This window comes from Mesorhizobium sp. M0621 (assembly GCF_040320745.1).
In the GTDB taxonomy this organism is placed as follows: domain Bacteria; phylum Pseudomonadota; class Alphaproteobacteria; order Rhizobiales; family Rhizobiaceae; genus Mesorhizobium.
This window is the reverse complement of sequence record NZ_JAMYQF010000048.1, coordinates 33396-50827: the sequence shown is the minus strand read 5'-3', so window position 1 is coordinate 50827 and position 17432 is coordinate 33396. Positions and strand designations below refer to the sequence as shown.

The window sequence follows — 17432 nt, the reverse complement described above, 5'->3', positions numbered from 1 at the left end:
GCCGGACATATGAGCGCAAGCGATCCGATCAAATCATCATGCCAAACACTTGCAAGCAGGGGGCCGTCCACATATGAGCACCGGAAGCGCAGGAAGCCGCCGTTCGCAGGCCGGCATCACCTGAATATCAACGTGCCGCCAGCGCCTTTTCGATCTGTGGCAGCAAAAGATCCCTCGCCGTCTCGGGCGTTAGCGGGCCGACATACTTGTAGGCGATCTTGCCGTCCTTGCCGATGACGAAGGTTTCCGGCACGCCGTAGACACCCCAGTCGATCGCCGTGCGGCCGGCTTCGTCGACACCGATCGCCTGGAACGGATTGCCGAGATCGCCAAGGAACCGGCGGGCGTTTTCCGGCTGGTCCTTGTAATTCAGTGCCGCCAAGGTGAAACGCTTGTCCTGCGACAGCGCTAGCAGCACCGGATGCTCTTCACGGCATGGCGCGCACCACGATGCGAAGACGTTGACCAATGTGACCTTGCCGGCGAAGGCCTTCGAATCGAGGCCCGGCAGATTCAAGCCCTCAAGCGGCGGCAGATTGGTCCGCGGCGCCGGCAGGCCGATCAGAGCCGACGGCACTTCCGAAACATCGCGCCCCGACAATAGCTGCGACAGGAACAGTCCGGCCAGGCCGAGGAAGATCAGCAGCGGCAAAAGCACGAACAGGCGACGGCGCGGCGGCGGTGTTTCCGTTTCGGTGCTCATGGCTTGGCGGCCTTGTCGGAGCGACGCCGCACGCCGGCAGCTTCCAGCTCCGCGAGTTCCCGCTTGCGCGCCCGCTGGTCTATCAGGATCCAGCCGATCAGCCCGATCAGCACCACGGCGGTGATGCCATAGGCGGCGGTCACGTAAAGTGCGTGCGCGCTCATACGGCAGGCCCCGCCAAGGTGCGGCCTTCCAAACCGATCATTTCGCTCCGTCTAGACATGCCTTCCCTTAGCCTCGCCTCGTCGGCTTCGCAATCGGTCGCCGCGCCGCAGCCTTCGCGCTCATGCGACCGCTTCAATCCGTGCCGTGGCGCAGCGCCAGCGCCGCCGAGACCGGACCCAGCACGCTAAGAAACAGCGTCAGCGCGGCAAGAATGAGGAAGGGCTGCAGAAACGGGTCGGGGTTGGCCGTCGCGCCATAGCTCGCCGAAACGCCGAAGATCAGCACCGGAATGGTCAGTGGCAGCACCAGCACGGAGATCAGCAGCCCGCCACGCGGCAGCGCCACCGCCACCGCCGCACCGGCAGCGCCGATGAAGGTGATTGCCGGGGTGCCGACCAGCAGGGTCAGCGCCGTGGCGCCGATGGCGAGCGGCTCCATATTCATGAACAGGCCGAGCAAGGGTGCCGCGATGACCAGCGGCAAAACGCTGCCCGCCCAATGCGCCAGGCATTTGATCAGCACCGTCAAGGCCAGCATGTGGCGGTCGTTGCCGAGCACCAGCAGATCGAGCGAGCCGTCCTCGCGGTCGGCTTGGAACAGCCGGTCGAGACCGAGCAGGCAAGACAGCAGCGCGCCGATCCACAGGATCGCCGGGCCGATGCGGGCAAGCAGCTTGAGATCCGGCCCGACCCCGAACGGAATGGTGGCGATGACGGCGAGGAAGAAGATGACCCCGGTCAGCGCACCGCCGCCGGCACGGATGTTGAGGCGGATGTCGCGCAGGAAGAGCGCTAGCATGATTTGAGATGCTTTCGCCCAGGCACCCCCCTCTGTCCTGCCGGACATCTCCCCCTCAAGGGGGGAGATTGGCAGTTCATGCGTCTTGCCGGCCTTCGAACGTTGGAGATTAGCGAAAGCCGAGGCGACTTCCGATCTCCCCCCTTGAGGGGGAGATGTCCGGCAGGACAGAGGGGGGCGCCGTAGAGTGCAGTCATCAAAAGGCCTGCCCCATCACCAACGCCTTCGCCCCATCCAATCCCAGCGGCAAATGCGTCGCCGCAACAATCATCCCACCCTCTCCGCAATGCCTCGTCATCAACCCCGCAAGCCGCCCTTCCGAAGCCTTGTCGAGCCCCGCCGTCGGCTCATCCAGCAACCACAGCGGCCGATGACTGACCAACAACTTGGCGATCGCCGCGCGGCGCCGCTGCCCGGTCGACAGATAGCCGAACGGCAGGTGGCCGATGCCGCCCAGTCCGACCGTTTCCAGCGCCTCGTCGACGCCGAACTGTCCATCACCGGTGAAGTCGCGCCAGAAGCGCAGGTTCTCCGCCACGCTGAGTGCCGGCTTCATTGCGTTCTGGTGGCCAAGGTAATGACAGGCCGAGGCAACAGACGGAAACGCCTCGCCCCCGTCTTCAATCTTCATAGCGCCTTCGATCCTCACGCTGCCTTCCGCCACCGGAAGCAGCCCGGCGATGACCCGCAGCAAGGTCGACTTGCCTGATCCGTTCGGTCCGGTGACGACAAGCGCCTGACCGTCCTCCAGGGCGAAGCCGATGCCGAAAAACACCGTGTCGCCGCCGCGTTCGCCGCCCAGATTTTCGGCGATCAGCCGCATCCCTCGCCTGCCCTGAAAACCATGTGTCGCGGCAGCTGCCGCATCGCACAAAATTGCTTTGCAACTGTCTAGAACTATTCCAGAAAATTCTCTATATGCGGTGCATCCGTGCCAGCGGTCGGCACGGGAACAGAATTAGCGCCGAACCAGCGCACGCGCCGCCTTGAACGGCTCGGGTTGGCTGGGAACGGACAGCGGAAATGGCCGTACCCGCACCTTTGCGCGTGATTGCATGCCATCGGAGTCCGTTCCCTTTCAGGCTGAACAGACAAGGATCGCACGTGTCAAAATCTCTCGACAGTTTCAATTGCCGCCGCACGCTGACCGCAAGCGGCGCCGAGTATGCCTATTTCGACCTCATCGAGGCCGAGAAGAACGGCCTCACCGGCATTTCCCAGTTGCCCTATTCGATGAAGGTGCTGCTGGAGAACCTGCTGCGCAACGAGGACGGCCGCTCCGTCACCAAGGAATCGATCCAGGCGGTGGCCGGCTGGCTGACCGACAAGGGCACCGCCGGCGTTGAGATTGCCTATCGCCCGGCCCGCGTGCTGATGCAGGATTTCACCGGCGTTCCGGCCGTGGTCGATCTCGCAGCCATGCGCGACGCCATGGCCTCGCTGGGTGGCGATCCGCAGAAGATCAACCCGCTGGTGCCGGTCGACCTCGTCATCGACCATTCCGTCATCGTCGATGAATTCGGCACGCCGATGGCCTTCGCCCGCAATGTCGAGCTCGAATATGAGCGCAACGAGGAACGCTACAAGTTCCTGAAATGGGGCCAGCAGGCGTTCCGCAACTTCCGCGTCGTGCCGCCCGGCACCGGCATCTGCCACCAGGTCAACCTCGAATATCTCGGCCAGGTGGTGTGGACCAACACCGAGGACGGCGAAACCACCGCCTATCCCGACACCTGCGTCGGCACCGATTCGCACACCACCATGATCAACGGCCTTGGCGTGCTTGGATGGGGCGTCGGCGGCATCGAGGCCGAGGCGGCCATGCTCGGCCAGCCGGTCTCCATGCTTTTGCCGGAAGTCATCGGCTTCCGCCTGACCGGCAAGCTGAAAGAAGGGGTCACCGCCACCGACCTCGTGCTCACCGTCACCCAGATGCTGCGCAAGAAGGGCGTCGTCGGCAAGTTCGTCGAGTTCTTCGGCCCGGGCCTCTCCAACATGACGCTGGCCGACCGCGCCACCATCGGCAACATGGCGCCCGAATATGGCGCCACCTGCGGCTTCTTCCCGGTCGACTCGGAAACCATCCGCTACCTCACAATGTCCGGCCGCAGCGAGGACCGCATCGCGCTGGTCGAGGCCTATGCCAAGGCGCAAGGCCTGTGGCGCGACACCGGCTCGGCCGACCCGGTGTTCACCGACCTGCTCGAGCTGGAACTTGGCTCCGTCGTGCCATCGATGGCCGGCCCCAAGCGGCCTGAAGGCCGCGTCGCCCTGGAAGGCATTCCCGAAGGCTTCGCCAAGGCGATGGAGACCGAATACAAGAAGGCGGCCGAAATCCACAAGCGCTACGCCGTCGAAGGCACTTCGCATGACCTCGGACACGGCGATGTCGTCATCGCCGCCATCACCTCCTGCACCAACACCTCGAACCCGAGCGTGCTGATCGGCGCCGGCCTCTTGGCCCGCAATGCCAACCGCCTCGGTTTGAAACAGAAGCCGTGGGTGAAGACCTCGCTGGCCCCCGGCAGCCAGGTGGTGGCCGAATATCTGGAGAAGTCCGGCCTGCAGAAGGAACTCGACCAGATCGGCTTCAACCTGGTCGGCTTCGGCTGCACCACCTGCATCGGCAATTCCGGCCCGCTGCCGGCGCCGATCTCCAAAACCATCAACGACAAGGGCCTGATTGCCGCCGCGGTCTTGTCCGGCAACCGCAACTTCGAAGGCCGCGTTTCGCCCGACGTGCAGGCGAACTATCTGGCGTCGCCGCCGCTGGTCGTCGCCCACGCGCTGGCTGGAACCGTCACCAAGGACCTGACCACAGAGCCGCTCGGCGAGGACAAGAACGGCAACCCGGTCTATCTCAAGGACATCTGGCCGAGTTCGGCCGAGATCCAGGAGTTCATCGAGAAGAACGTCACCCGTGAGCTGTTCGCCCGCAAATATGCCGACGTCTTCAAGGGCGATGAGTACTGGCAGAACGTCAAGGCGCCGGAAGGCCAGACCTATGCCTGGGACGACAACTCTACCTATGTACAGAACCCGCCCTATTTCGCCGGCATGACATCAGGATTCGGCAAGATCGGCGACATCAAGGGCGCGCGCGTGCTCGGCCTGTTCGGCGACAAGATCACCACCGACCACATCTCTCCGGCGGGTTCGATCAAGGCGGCTTCACCGGCAGGCAAATACCTCACCGATCACGGTGTCGGCGTCGCCGACTTCAACCAGTACGGCACAAGGCGCGGCAACCACGAGGTGATGATGCGCGGCACCTTCGCCAACATCCGCATCCGCAATCACATGCTGGGCGAGAACGGCCGCGAGGGCGGCTACACCATCCATTATCCGTCGAAGGAAGAGGAATCGATCTACGACGCGGCGATGGAGTACAAGAAGGAAGGCGTGCCGCTGGTCATCTTCGCCGGCGTCGAATACGGCAACGGCTCGTCGCGCGACTGGGCGGCCAAGGGAACGAACCTCCTTGGTGTCCGCGCGGTCATCGCCCAGTCCTTCGAGCGCATCCATCGCTCGAACCTCGTCGGCATGGGCGTCATCCCCTTCGTCTTCGAGGACGGCACGTCCTGGGCCTCGCTCAATCTCAGAGGTGACGAGCTGGTCGAGATCGACGGCTTGAGCACCATCAAGCCGCGCCAGACGATGATCGCCAAGGTCACCTATGGCGACGGCACGGTGAAGAACGTGCCGATCATCTGCCGCATCGATACGCTGGACGAGCTCGACTACTTCAAGAACGGCGGCATCCTGCAATACGTGCTGCGCGATCTGGCGGCTTAGGGAATAGGGACTAGGCAGTAGGGAATAGAGGCCCCTACTGCCTACTGCCTACTGCCTACTGCCTACTGCCTACTGCCTAGCCTTCGGCGTCCCAAAACGCGCCGCTGCTGCCAGAAGCACGCCGAGCATCAGCCCGTTGAGGATGTGCCAGAGGAAGTGCGTGCCGAGCGGAAAGCTGCCGCAGACCAGCGGATCGATCATCCGGCAGATGACGGAGACGACGAAGATCGCCGATCCCGCAAGATTGTACCAGCCGGCGCGATTGCCGCTGGCCGCCACCAGCGCGCCGAAGAAGGCCAGCGCCAGGAATGGCGGTAGATAGCCCGTCGTGCCGTTCGAGGCCTGGCGCAGCCAGTCCGGCACGGCCAGGGTTATCGCCCCGGCAATCACGTAGAAGGCAACGAAGATGGCGATCACCTTGCCCCATCGCAGGCCGAGGAAGCGCCTCAAATTGAACAGCGTGTAGGCCAGCGTGAAGCCGGCGATCGGCAGCACGTCGGCCCAGACCGCGCCCCTGGTGGCAAAGGTGTGGAAGATCGTCGAGCCGATGCCGATCGCCACCACCCACCAGGCCAGCACTTCGGCGAAAGTGCCGGTGCGCAGCCTTCGCACCTCGCGCACGCCCCACAGGCCGGCGGCAATGAAGGCGAGGTTCGTCAGGGCATTGACCGGTTCGGACCCGAATTCCGGCCCGGTTCGCTCGCAATAGAGGTCGATCGGCGCCAAAAGAGTTTGCCACATCGTGATTGCCGCCCGAATCGGTTTCTATCCTGAAGCACAGACCTTCTCCTAGAGCAATTCCAGGAAAAGTGTGAAGCGGTTTCCCGTCCGGAATTGCGTCAAACTAATGAGATAGAGCGGGTCGGCGTTTCGGTGAAACGATGAACCGCCCTATCGAGCCGTTGCGGTCGGCTGCAATGGCAAAATTTCACCGCAACGTGACTTCCCGTTGACTTCCGGTTCTGCCACATATTTCAGCAATCAAGACAAAGCCGGCACCACCGGCGGGAATCGGAATGACCATGGCCTCGGGAAAAACATTGTGGCTGGCAGCCCTTGCGCTGGCCTTCTCGGCGTTTGCCGACGCCGGGCATGCCGGCGAAGCTGACAAGCCTCACATCGACAAACCATTGGGCGTGGTCGAATTGTTCACCAGTCAGGGCTGCAATTCCTGTCCCCCGGCCGATGCGTTGTTCGCTGAACTCGTTGCCAAGGAAGACATCGTCGCGCTCGCCTATCATGTCGACTACTGGGACTATCTCGGCTGGCAAGACACGCTGAGCCGCAAGGAGAACACCGAGCGGCAATATGATTATATGCGCGCCTTCGGCAGCCGCTCCGTCTATACGCCGCAGGCCGTCATCAACGGCCGCGTCCACGTCAACGGCGCCAGCCGCGGCGAGGTCGATGGCGCGCTCGCCCGCATGGCCAAGAGCGGCGAAGGCATGCGCGTCGCCATCAAGGTCAGCCGCACCAGCGACCGCGTCATGATCGACGCCGGCGATGCCGGCAGCGGCCCCAGCGATGCCCACGTCGTCATCGTCTATTTCGACCCGCCGCAGACGATCAAGATCGGCAAGGGCGAGAACACCGGCCACATGATGACCTACTGGAATGCGGTCACCGGCATCCAGACCGCCGGCATGTGGCACGGCAAGGCGCAGCGCTACGAACTGCCGATGAGCGAGATCGCCAAGAAGGGCGGCTGCGCCGTGCTGCTGCAGTCGGTCGGCAAGGACGGCATGCCTGGTCCAATTCTTGGCGCTGCGTTTATTCACAAGCCGTAACAGATTCGCCGAAACGATCCTGCCTTCGTCATCCTGGGGCGAAACAGGAGCGGAGCGACGCAGCGCAGACCCGTGGATGACGACGTCGCGGTAATGCGAAGTCGTTTCACCCAATAAAAAACCGACGTCAGCTTGCTTCTGACGTCGGTCATTTAGGTTTTGGGATCGTCGCACCCGGCTCTCCTGAAGAAGAGCCGAGGTTGGTTCGATCCGACGCAGACCCGTGGGCGGGGGGCTTGGGGTTTACGAGCCGGTGCCGGACCGAACCGTCTCAGGCAACGTCGGTAAATTCGTCGGACATTGGGGCATGAGCGCGGATAAAAAAAGGCAGAAATGTGGCGAAGCATCACCAATTCCAACAAGGCGTTTCATAAAAGTGACTGGACGTTGCGGAAACAGCGCGCCGCCGCCCTGCTTCGCCGGGTCTTGCAATTCAGCCGCGAACACGCCAACTTTGGTTGGCAAAGATTCATTTTGAAGGATCGAGGCATGACCGATGACAGCGGCGGGACGGGGGATGGGGACGCATCCGCAATATTGATCCCGCTGCACGAGGCGCGACGCGAGCGCCTCGATCAGCCGGTGCGGTTCGACCGGCGTGAGTTGGACCAGATCCTCAGGCTTTACGGACGCATGGTCGCCGCCAACGAATGGCGTGACTACGCCATCGATCATCTCACCGACCGCGCTGTGTTTTCCGTGTTCCGCCGCACCAGCGAAGTGCCGCTGTTCCAGATCGTCAAGGATCCGAAACTGGCCCGCAAGCAGGGCGCTTTTGCCGTCATTGCCGCCGGCGGCCGCATCTTGAAGCGCGGCCAGGAGCTCGGTCGGGTGCTTGGGATATTCGACAGCAAGCTGAAGCTTGTCGAGGCCTGAGCGGGGAATGGAGCAGGGGAATTGAAGAACTGGAGAATTGATGAACTGATGAGAAGCCCGCAGCGCGATTCATAGCCGCTGTTTCTTTGATCTTCAGTTCATCAATTCTTCAATTCCTCAGTTCATTTCCCTCTTAGCCCCTCGCGGAACTTCCGCTCCGGCCACGATTCGGGATCGGGCGGCGTCGATGCCCCGCCATTCAGCGACAGCTGCATGAACACCGTGTCCAGCCAGCGCCCGTGCTTGAAGCCGGAACCTTCAAGGCGTCCCGAATGGCGAAAGCCGAGCTTTTCGTGCAATCGCACCGAGGCGCTGTCTGAACGGCCATCGCCGATCACGGCGATGATCTGGCGAAAGCCCGCCGCTTCCGCCGCCTCGATCAGGCCTTGCATCAGCTTGAGCCCGACGCCCTGGCCCTTGGCCTCGGGCGCGATATAGACCGAATCCTCGACAATGAAGCGATAGGCGGGGCGCGGCCGGAAAGCACCGGCATAGGCGTAGCCGAGCACGGCGCCATCCTTCTCCGCCACCAGATAAGGAAAGCCGCCGGCTATCAAACTGTCGAAACGGGCCCCCATCTCGGCACGGCTGGGTGGCTCCAACTCGTAGCTGGCGGTGCCTTGAGTCACTGCGTCGGCATAGATTACCGTGATCCGGTCGAGGTCGGCCGCTGTCGCTACTCGAATCGTAATGCTGCTCATAGTTTATGCATGCCATTTCCCTGCCCGCAATAACAGCAACGACCGGCACAAAAGAAAAGGGCGGCCGTTGGGCCGCCCTTCTGGAACTCGATGGTCCAGTCAGATCATGATCCAGACAAAAGCCTAGCGGCGGTCGCCCATGAACTGCAGCAGGAACATGAACAGGTTGATGAAGTCGAGGTAGAGCCTCAGCGCGCCCATGATCGCCTTGCGACCGGCGATATCCGAAGCATCGCCCTCGAAATACATCTCCTTGATCTTCTGCGTGTCATAGGCGGTCAGGCCCGCAAAAATCAGCACGCCGATCGCCGAAACAGCGAAGGACAGCGCCGACGACTGCAGGAAGATGTTGATCACCATTGCGATGATCAGACCGAACACGCCCATGATCAGGAACGAGCCTATCGCGGTCAGGTCGCGCTTGGTCGTGTAGCCATAGAGCGACAGCGCGCCGAAGCCCGCGGCGGTGGCGAAGAAGGTCTGCGAGATGCTGGCCGTGGTGTAGACCAGGAAGATCGACGACAGCGACAGGCCGACAAGGCCGGCATAGACCCAGAACGTCGTCTGCGCCGCCGAAACGCTCATCGACTGGACGCGGAACGACAGGAACAGCACGGCGGCGAGCGGCGCCAGCATCACCACCCAGCGCAGCGGCGAGCCGAAGATCGCATAGCCGAAGGAAGTCAGCATCTCGCCGCTTGGCAGCGTCGCGACAGCCGAAGCCGGATCGGTGGTGGTGGCCAGCATGATCGTGCCGACTGCGGCAAGACCTGTGATGAGGAGGCCAAGCCCCATCAGATTGTAGACCTTGACCATATAGGCGCGCAGGCCCTGATCGATGTCAGCACCGACGCCAACGCCGGGCACGGCGCGCGTCTGGTAGTTGCGAATGGGATCAGCCATTGTAGTCCTCTATTGCTTCTGCCCCGTCCGGTGTCAGATCCTTCCGGACCCAGGCGCCGCTGGCAGGGCTCCAGCATGCCTGTGGCGAAATATGATGGTTATTCGCGCCAAGAACAAGACCGTAACCGGGTGTAATGCTTCGTGAGACACCGAAGTGCCGATTCCTCGGCTTTCCGGACGGCATTCTTACCAAGATTTAATCTGGTATGGCCGTTCCAGGCCTGAGGTCACAGGTTGCGCAGCACGGGTGCTGCCTTGTGTCCGAGCACCCGCCAAGTGCCGGCGAGACCTATGCCGACCGTGATGACAAGCGAAAACAGAATGGTCGCCACCGCCACCTCGGGCATGAAATGCGACGGCAATGTCATGATCCGGGCGACGACGAACCAGGCAGCCGCACTGCCCGCGGCCAGGGCGAAGATCGCCGTGGCAAGCCCGATCAGCATGTATTCGAGCGAGAAGGCTGATATCAGCGTCGTGCGTGTCGCGCCCAGCGTCTTCAGCACCACCGCATCGTGGATGCGCGCCCGGTTGCCGGCGGCAAGCGCACCGGCCAGCACCAGCACCGAAGCGATCAGCGCCACGCCGGCCGCGGCCCGGATCGCCGTCCCGAGCTGCCCGACCAGCCGGTTGACGATTTCGAGCGCATCCTTGACCCGCACCGTCGTTACCGCCGGGAAGGCGCGGGTGACGGCATTGAGGATGCGGGCGTCGTCCGCCGTCGAGCCATTCTTTTCGGTCAGCGTGGCCATCCAGCCATGCGGGGCGCCCGCGAAGGTGTTGGGCGAGAACACCATGACGAAATTGATGCCCATCGTCTCCCATTCGACCTGGCGGAAATTGGCGATCCTGGCCGTGACATTGCGGCCGAGCACATTGACGGTGATGGTGTCGCCGAGCTTCAGCCCGATTTCCTTGCCTTCCACGGCCGAGAAGGAGACCAGCGGCTCGCCGCTATAATTGTCGGGCCACCAGCTGCCCTCGGTCAGTGTGGCGTTTTCCGGCTGTTTGGCGTCATAGGTCAGCCCGCGATCGCCCTTCAGCACCCATGCGCCTTCCGCCGGCACCTTCACCTTATCGACATCGACGCCGTTCAGCGCCATCACCCGGCCGCGCAGCATCGGCACCTTGGCCAGTGTTCCCTGCGGCGCCTCCTTGCCGACCAGCGCCGAGAAGGCATCGACATCGCTGCCCTGGATGTCGACGAAGAAGAAGTTCGGCGCCCGTTCCGGCAGGCTGCCGGAAATCTGACGCCTGAGATTGCCGTCGATCAGCGCCAGCGTCACCAGCAGCGTCAGCCCAAGTCCCAGCGACAGCACAACCGATGGCGTCAAGGCGCCCGGCCGATGTATATTGCCGATGGCGAGCCGCAGCGCCACGAAGCGCACACGCGGGCTCTTCCTGGCCGCCCATTGCACCAGCGCGCCGACGAGGCGCAGCACCAGGAAGGCGAAGATGGTGGCGCCGACGAAAATCGAGGCGATGCGCTGGTCGCCCGAGAATAGAATTGCCAGCGCCGCCAGCATGAGCGCGATGCCGACAGCCGCCGCGACATAGACGGGACGCGGGAAGCCACGGCCTTCCAGCCCCATCTCCCGAAACAGCGCGGTGGCCGGCACGTCGCGAGCGCGGCCGAGTGGCAGGAGCGCGAAGGCCAGCGTCACCAGCAGGCCGAACAGCGCCGCCATGCCGAGCGCGCCGGGATAGAAGCCGCCTGCCGCCGGCACCGGAATGACCTGATGAAGGGCCGCACTCGCCGCGAACGGCATCAGCGCGCCCAGCACCAGTCCGAGCACAATGCCGAGTGCGGCAATGATCAGGATCTGCACCAGGTAGACGGCAAAGACGAAGCCGCCCGATGCGCCCAGGCTCTTGAAGGTGGCGATGACGCCGCGCTTGCCGTCGAGATAGGCGCGCACCGCATTGGCGACGCCGACGCCACCGACGACCAGCGCCGTCAGCCCGACCAGCGTCAGGAACTGCGAGAAACGCTCGATGTTGGACGACAGCGCGGGAGCGGCGTTGCTGCGCGTGCGGATCGACCAGCCGGCCTCGGGAAAATCCTTGGCCGCCTGATCCTGGATCGCCTTGAGCCGCGCCTCGTCGGCGTCGGCCGGCAGGCGGATCTTGTAGGCATTTTCGACCAGGCTACCCGGCTGGATCAGCCCGGTGGCCGCCAGCCCTTCGGTCGAGATCATCAGCCTTGGCGCAAAGCCGAAACCGTCGGACACTGCGTCCGGTTCGGTGACCAGCCTGGCGCGCAGTTCGAAGGTGGCGGTGCCGAGCTTCAGCCGGTCGCCGATCCTGAGATGCAGCCGCTCGAACAAAAGATCGGGCGCCGCGGCGCCGAAAACGCCGAACTCTTCGCCGAACAGTTCCTGCTTCGACAGTGCCGGCTCGGTATCCAGCGCGCCGTAGAGCGGATAGGCATCGTCGACCGCCTTGGCCTCGACCAGCGCCTGGTCGGATCCGTCGGCGAGACGCGCCATCGAGCGCATGCTGGCGGTTCTGGAAACGGTGCCTAGCCCGTCCAGGAAACCGCGTTCAGCCTGGCTGGCGTCACGCTGGTTGATCTGGAAGCGGAGATCGCCGCCAAGCAGCGTCTGGCCCTGATTGGCGACACCGGCGGTGATCGAACGCGCCACCGAGTTGACACCGCCGATGGCCGCGACGCCCAGCGCGATGCAGGCGAGGAAGATGAGGAAGCCGGACAAGCCGCCGCGCATCTCACGCAGCGAGAAGCGAACCGCGAGCCTCAGCGTCTGCGACAACGGCATCAGGCGGTTACCTTGAGGGGTGCCGGCGCCTCGATCCTGCCCGATCGCATCGAAACCTGGCGCGAACAGCGTGCCGCAAGGGCCGGATCATGCGTGACCAGAACCAATGTCATGCCGCGCTCGGCCGCCTTGGCAAACAATAGATCGGCGACCTGCCGCCCCGTTGCCTGGTCGAGATTGCCGGTCGGCTCGTCGGCAATGAGAATGCGCGGCGACGGCGCCAGTGCGCGGGCGATCGCCACGCGCTGCTGCTCGCCGCCCGACAATTCGCCGGGATAATGGGTGACGCGGTCGCTGAGGCCAACCGCCGCCAGCTCGCGCGCCGCCACCGAAAACGGATCGGCATGGCCGGCCAGTTCCAGCGGCACTGCGACATTTTCGAGCGCCGTCATGTTGGGAATGAGATGAAAGGATTGGAACACGATGCCAATGTTTCGGCCGCGAAACGAAGCAATCTGGTCCTCGCTTTTACCGTTGAGAAGCTCGCCGGCGATTCGGACCGTGCCCGAATCGACCCTTTCCAGGCCTGCCAGAACCATCAGCAATGTCGACTTGCCCGAACCAGAAGGCCCGACGATGCCGGTCGCCTCTCCGTCAGCCACATCGAGGCTGACACCCTTTAGCACATGGACGGAAGAGGCCCCCTCGCCAAGGGTCAGCGATACATCTTTCAGCACAATGACGGCTTCTGTCAAAATGAAAGCGTCCTATATCTAGGGATGAAGGCTCTGCTTGCCGGAAGCCGCCGCCGGAAGAATTCCTTGCTCATATGGGGCCTGCCGCATGTCTTTCAAACGCAGTATTGCCGCAGGCTTCATCGTTTTCCTCGCCATTTGCGGCGCCCTGCCGTCGGCGCGTGCCGAGCCGTTCAAGATCGTCGGCTTCGGTGACAGCCTGATGGCGGGCTTCGGCCTTGGCCCGGACCAGGGCTTTACCGACAGGCTGCAGGCAGCGCTGAGCGCCAAGGGCCATGATGTGACCGTCGCCAACGCCGGCGTCTCCGGCGACACGACGAGCGGCGGCCTGGCGCGGCTCGACTGGTCGGTGCCCGACGGCACGCAACTGGTCATTCTCGAACTCGGCGCCAACGACATGCTGCGCGGCGTCTCGCCCGATATCACCAGGAAGAACCTCGACGAGATGCTGGGCAAGCTGAAACAGCGCAAGATCGCCGTGCTGTTGGCCGGCATGCGAGCCGCCCCAAATCTCGGCGCCGACTACCAGAACGCGTTCGACGCCATATTTCCGGACCTGGCCAAGAAATACGAGGTTGCGCTCTACCCGTTCTTCCTCGACGGCGTTGCCGGCCAGCCTGGCATGCAGCTCGAGGACGGCCTGCATCCGAACCCGCAAGGCATCGACCAGATGGTCGAACGCATCCTGCCGACGGTCGAGAAAGCCATCGCGGCGGTGCCGGGCGGTTCGTAAGATACGATTGAGCGGTTTCCGTTGGGGAAGCTTTTAGCAAGGACTGTGACCAACAAACCTCTTGCCCCGTTTGACTATCGATGATTCGCTAGGGGTGACAGTTCGATTCGAGGAAGGGAGGCTTTTCATGCCGCGTCTTTTCACCGCCCTCGAAATACCGCGTGACGCCGCCCTTTCGCTGTCCCTGCTGCGGGGCGGCCTGCCCGGCGCCCGTTGGATCGACGTCGAGAACTACCATCTGACGCTGCGCTTCATCGGCGATGTACCCGGTCACGTCGCCGACGAGATCGCCAACGCGCTCGACCGTGTCCACCGCCCTTCCTTTTCGCTGGCCCTGTCCGGCGTCGGTGCTTTCGGCCAGAAAAAGCCGCATGCGGTGTGGGCGGGCGCTTCCGCTTCTCCCGATCTTGGCGCCCTTCAGGGCGAGATCGATCGCATCTGCCAGCGGCTCGGCATCCCCGCTGACCCGCGCAAGTTCATGCCGCATGTCACGCTTGCAAGGCTGCGCAATTCGACCCCGCTGGACGTCGCCCAGTATCTGTCGGCACGCGGCAATTTCTCGACGCTGCCGTTTCGCATCGGCCGTTTCGTGCTGATGTCGTCGCGCGATTCGGTCGGCGGCGGCCCCTACATCGTCGAGGAAGCCTGGCCGCTGTCGGGCACGGATGCCCGCGCCTCCAGCCTTGTCGCCAGCGCCTCCGACGCCTCGCGGATCATGCGGTAGACCGAAGCGAAAGCTTCTGCGCCGTCATAGTAGGGATCAGGCACCTCGCGCGCTTTTCCCTGGGCGAATTCCAGGAACAGATGGATGCGATCGCACATGGCCGCCGGCGCCAGCGCTTTCAGGTCGGCGACATTCGACCGGTCCATGCCGAGGATCAGGTCGAAGCGGGAGAAATCCTCCGGTGTGACCTTGCGCGCTCTCTGTCGGGAAATGTCGACGCCGTGACGCACCGCAACCGCGATCGAGCGTGGATCGGGCGCCGAGCCTACTTCCCAGCCGCTGGTGGCGGCTGAATCGAGCAGCATATTCCGGCCCGGCTCGCGCTCGGCCCAGACCGCGCGAAAGACGCCCTCCGCCAGTGGCGACCGGCAGATGTTGCCGAGGCAGACGAAAAGAATGGAATTTATGGGCTTCGCGCTCATCGATCCGACGCTATGGTGAGGACTCCAGAGACGGTTCGAAACTCGCAAGGGTTCCAAACAGTCTTTCAGTCGAAATAGCATGGGAAGCTGACATGACGAGAGAGAAACTGGGCAAGGACGCAATCGTCGCGGCATTGGTCGGGCTCGAGGGCTGGGCACTGGCGGCGGATGGCGCCTCCATCAAGCGCACATTCACCTTCGCGAATTTCTCCGAGGCTTTCGCCTTCATGACCCGCGTCGCGCTTGCCGCCGAGAAGATGGACCATCATCCCGACTGGTCGAATGTCTACAAGACCGTCGACGTGATGCTCAACACCCACGATGCCGGCGGCGTTACCGCGCTCGATATCGATCTGGCGAAGAAGATGAACCGCTTTGCCGGTTAAGGTGATCCATAGGTGCGGCAACCTCAACTTCGTCATCCACGGGCGAAGCAAGGAGCGAAGCGACGCGGCGCAGACCCTAGAATGACGACGGGAGGGGCGTTTCCGCTAATCTCCAAAGAGGCGATTGCCAGCTTGACGAGCGCCTTTGTAGGCCAGCATCCCCTTGAACCGTAGGTCCGCGCGGCAAACACCGATTCCGATTTTCGGGTCGAGGAATGCGCCGGTATCTTGCAGTAGGGATTGCCTTTCACCACATTTTCGCTCGCAGGCATGCGCTGGGTTGCGCACGGGCACTGCAAGGAGACCCTGATGGCGCGACAATCCGGTTTTGATTTCTTCGGCTTTGGTGGCAAGCTCGGCGACGAGAACGAAGTGCGCGAGAAATTCTGGCGCACTGCCAAAAAGGCCGCGCGGCAGATCCCGTTCATGGAAGAGGTCGTGGCCTCTTATTACTGCGCCATGGACAAGAGCACGCCGCTGCGCGCCAAGGGCATTCTGCTGGCCGCGCTCGGCTATTTCGTGCTGCCGGTGGACGTCATCCCCGATTTTGTCCTCGGGCTGGGCTTCACCGATGACATCGCCGTGCTCACTGCCGCGATCACCGCCGTCAGCGCCCACATCACCCCGGCGCACCGGCAGGCCGCCAAGGACGCCATCGCCGACAAGGGCTGAGCACGCCATCGCATGCGAAACGCCGCTGAGGCCGGCTTTCGGTGGCAGCGAAAAAGTCAAACTCTTGCCGCTTTCGTGGCCTCCAAGTCGCCGAAGGGACGTCGCGCCACCCGCTGAGAGGGCGGCGGCGCGGGAATGGCGGCGGTTTCCTCGGGTGAGGGTCCTTTTCTCAAGGGAAATTCACCGTTTGGTAACCCAGATTAAATCAAAATGAAGCGACGGGCAGGACGCCAAGCCGGCCTGCCGCCGCACCTTTGGAATACGGGAAAAACGATGCGCGGATTGATTGCTATAGTTTCGAGCCTGGTCCTGGTGGCCGTGGCGGCGCCGGCACTGGCGCAGTCGGCGACCAAGATCGGCCAGCACAATGCCTGGGGCACCTACAGCTACCAGGCATCGGGCGGCAAGGTCTGCTACGTCCTGACCGTGCCGACCGACAAGCAGCCGCCGACGCTCGATCATGGCGACATGTTCTTCTTCGTCAGCCAGCGGCCCGGCCAGCAGGTGTCCTACGAGCCGCAATTCATCGCCGGCTACAATTTCCAGGAAGGCTCCAAAGCCACCGTCACCATCGACAAGAAGACCTTCTCGATGTTCACGCGCGGCAAGTCGGCCTGGGTCGAGAATGCCGCCGAGGAGCCGGTGCTGATCGCCGCCATGAAGACCGGCACCGACATGAAGGTGACCGCGAAGTCCGGCCGCGGCAACCCGACCAGCTATGTCTTCTCGCTGAAGGGCATTTCGGCGGCGCTCACGTCGATCGCCAAATGCAAATAGACAGGATTGCAAATAGGCAAAGCTGCGCTTTGAATTGAAGGCCGCGCCGCAAAGCGCGGCCTTTTGCTTTTCAGGCCGGCGTGCGCCGGCGGTTCAGTCTTACATGGCCATTTTTTCACATTCGGCCTGAGCCTTCTTGGTCGAGGTATCGATCATATAGGCTTTGCCCTTGGCGTCGGTCATCATCATCATGCAGTGCTTGATCGGCTTTGCCATCTTCATCATCTCGGCCGCCATCTTCGCGTCCGGCTTCATGGTGCCCATATGCCCATCCGGCATGATCGCCGTCACCTCTCCGCCCTTCATCATGGTCATTGTGCCCATCGCGTCTTCGGCAAATGCCTGCGAGGCGGAAAGGCCGACGAGGCCGGCAATCACGGCGAGCTTAATCGAGTTCATTCTGAATACTCCCATTTTGTACGGGCATGGTTGCCCTCTTCAGACTTCGAAGGCGGGTGGGAATCGTTACGACTACACGATCATGTGATCGCTCCCTTGCAGCGGGAGGACAGGACAAG

At 63.0% G+C, this 17432-nt stretch carries 19 protein-coding genes; 8 read left to right on the top strand and 11 right to left on the bottom strand.

Annotated elements, in window-relative coordinates; genetic code table 11:
* Positions 1 to 127: 127 nt before the first annotated feature.
* The 4 genes from NKI38_RS25925 to ccmA all read right to left on the bottom strand — a co-directional run bounded on the left by NKI38_RS25925 (position 128) and on the right by ccmA (position 2489).
* Positions 128 to 703, bottom strand: a complete 576-nt coding sequence (locus NKI38_RS25925) for a DsbE family thiol:disulfide interchange protein (protein ID WP_352662513.1) — start codon at positions 701 to 703, stop codon at positions 128 to 130.
* Complete coding sequence (gene ccmD / locus NKI38_RS25920) at positions 700 to 867, bottom strand: heme exporter protein CcmD (RefSeq protein ID WP_136622118.1); 168 nt, start codon at positions 865 to 867, stop codon at positions 700 to 702. The genes NKI38_RS25925 and ccmD overlap by 4 nt, the downstream gene beginning before the upstream one ends.
* 133 nt (positions 868 to 1000) lie before the next feature.
* Positions 1001 to 1666, bottom strand: coding sequence for a heme exporter protein CcmB (ccmB, locus tag NKI38_RS25915; RefSeq protein WP_352662509.1), 666 nt, complete (start codon positions 1664 to 1666; stop codon positions 1001 to 1003).
* Between the two features lie 196 nt (positions 1667 to 1862).
* Positions 1863 to 2489, bottom strand: coding sequence for a heme ABC exporter ATP-binding protein CcmA (ccmA, locus tag NKI38_RS25910; protein ID WP_352662506.1), 627 nt, complete (start codon positions 2487 to 2489; stop codon positions 1863 to 1865).
* Positions 2490 to 2770: 281 nt separating this feature from the next.
* Between ccmA and acnA the strand changes: the two genes are divergently transcribed.
* On the top strand, positions 2771 to 5461 hold the full coding sequence (gene acnA / locus NKI38_RS25905) for an aconitate hydratase AcnA (protein WP_352662503.1): 2691 nt from the start codon (positions 2771 to 2773) through the stop codon (positions 5459 to 5461).
* Between the two features lie 69 nt (positions 5462 to 5530).
* Here acnA and NKI38_RS25900 read toward each other — a convergent pair whose 3' ends face one another.
* Positions 5531 to 6202 carry a ceramidase domain-containing protein gene (locus NKI38_RS25900; protein ID WP_352662500.1) on the bottom strand — a complete coding sequence of 224 codons (672 nt, stop codon included), beginning with the start codon at positions 6200 to 6202 and terminating at the stop codon, positions 5531 to 5533.
* A 275-nt stretch (positions 6203 to 6477) separates the two neighbouring features.
* Between NKI38_RS25900 and NKI38_RS25895 the strand changes: the two genes are divergently transcribed.
* Positions 6478 to 7248 (top strand): DUF1223 domain-containing protein, encoded by a 771-nt coding sequence (locus NKI38_RS25895; protein ID WP_352662497.1) that lies wholly within the window; start codon positions 6478 to 6480, stop codon positions 7246 to 7248.
* 489 nt (positions 7249 to 7737) lie between these two features.
* The gene (locus tag NKI38_RS25890) at positions 7738 to 8124 is read left to right on the top strand and encodes a DUF2794 domain-containing protein (RefSeq protein ID WP_292643711.1); all 387 of its coding nucleotides are present in this window, start codon (positions 7738 to 7740) and stop codon (positions 8122 to 8124) included.
* 122 nt (positions 8125 to 8246) lie between these two features.
* Here NKI38_RS25890 and NKI38_RS25885 read toward each other — a convergent pair whose 3' ends face one another.
* The 4 genes from NKI38_RS25885 to NKI38_RS25870 all read right to left on the bottom strand — a co-directional run bounded on the left by NKI38_RS25885 (position 8247) and on the right by NKI38_RS25870 (position 13200).
* Positions 8247 to 8825 (bottom strand): GNAT family N-acetyltransferase, encoded by a 579-nt coding sequence (locus NKI38_RS25885; protein WP_352662494.1) that lies wholly within the window; start codon positions 8823 to 8825, stop codon positions 8247 to 8249.
* Between the two features lie 123 nt (positions 8826 to 8948).
* Complete coding sequence (locus tag NKI38_RS25880) at positions 8949 to 9728, bottom strand: Bax inhibitor-1/YccA family protein (protein WP_352632233.1); 780 nt, start codon at positions 9726 to 9728, stop codon at positions 8949 to 8951.
* 227 nt (positions 9729 to 9955) lie between these two features.
* Positions 9956 to 12505, bottom strand: a complete 2550-nt coding sequence (locus NKI38_RS25875) for an ABC transporter permease (protein WP_352662491.1) — start codon at positions 12503 to 12505, stop codon at positions 9956 to 9958.
* On the bottom strand, positions 12505 to 13200 hold the full coding sequence (locus NKI38_RS25870) for an ABC transporter ATP-binding protein (protein WP_352662488.1): 696 nt from the start codon (positions 13198 to 13200) through the stop codon (positions 12505 to 12507). Before NKI38_RS25870 ends, NKI38_RS25875 begins: the two co-directional genes overlap by 1 nt.
* Before the next feature lie 88 nt (positions 13201 to 13288).
* Here NKI38_RS25870 and NKI38_RS25865 point away from each other — a divergent pair, with 88 nt between their 5' ends.
* Both NKI38_RS25865 and thpR read left to right on the top strand, forming a co-directional pair.
* The gene (locus tag NKI38_RS25865; RefSeq protein WP_352662485.1) at positions 13289 to 13933 is read left to right on the top strand and encodes an arylesterase; all 645 of its coding nucleotides are present in this window, start codon (positions 13289 to 13291) and stop codon (positions 13931 to 13933) included.
* A 127-nt stretch (positions 13934 to 14060) separates the two neighbouring features.
* On the top strand, positions 14061 to 14657 hold the full coding sequence (gene thpR, locus NKI38_RS25860; protein ID WP_352662482.1) for an RNA 2',3'-cyclic phosphodiesterase: 597 nt from the start codon (positions 14061 to 14063) through the stop codon (positions 14655 to 14657).
* On the opposite strand, the gene NKI38_RS25855 is transcribed toward thpR, so the two are convergent.
* Complete coding sequence (locus tag NKI38_RS25855) at positions 14561 to 15079, bottom strand: low molecular weight protein-tyrosine-phosphatase (protein ID WP_352662479.1); 519 nt, start codon at positions 15077 to 15079, stop codon at positions 14561 to 14563. The two genes, thpR and NKI38_RS25855, sit on opposite strands and share 97 nt — an antisense overlap.
* Positions 15080 to 15171: 92 nt before the next feature.
* On the opposite strand from NKI38_RS25855, the gene NKI38_RS25850 reads away from it, so the two are divergent.
* The 3 genes from NKI38_RS25850 (at position 15172) to NKI38_RS25840 (ending at position 16914) form a co-directional block, all read left to right on the top strand.
* A complete protein-coding gene (locus tag NKI38_RS25850; RefSeq protein WP_352662476.1) occupies positions 15172 to 15465 on the top strand; it encodes a 4a-hydroxytetrahydrobiopterin dehydratase in 294 nt (97 codons plus the stop codon).
* Between the two features lie 309 nt (positions 15466 to 15774).
* Complete coding sequence (locus NKI38_RS25845) at positions 15775 to 16137, top strand: YkvA family protein (protein WP_352662473.1); 363 nt, start codon at positions 15775 to 15777, stop codon at positions 16135 to 16137.
* 273 nt (positions 16138 to 16410) lie between these two features.
* Entirely contained in the window at positions 16411 to 16914 is a 504-nt protein-coding gene (locus NKI38_RS25840; protein WP_352632217.1) for an invasion associated locus B family protein, read from the top strand.
* A gap of 99 nt (positions 16915 to 17013) precedes the next feature.
* Here the strand turns inward: NKI38_RS25840 and NKI38_RS25835 are convergent, their stop codons facing one another.
* A complete protein-coding gene (locus NKI38_RS25835; RefSeq protein ID WP_352632215.1) occupies positions 17014 to 17313 on the bottom strand; it encodes a hypothetical protein in 300 nt (99 codons plus the stop codon).
* Between the last annotated feature and the right edge of the window lie 119 nt (positions 17314 to 17432).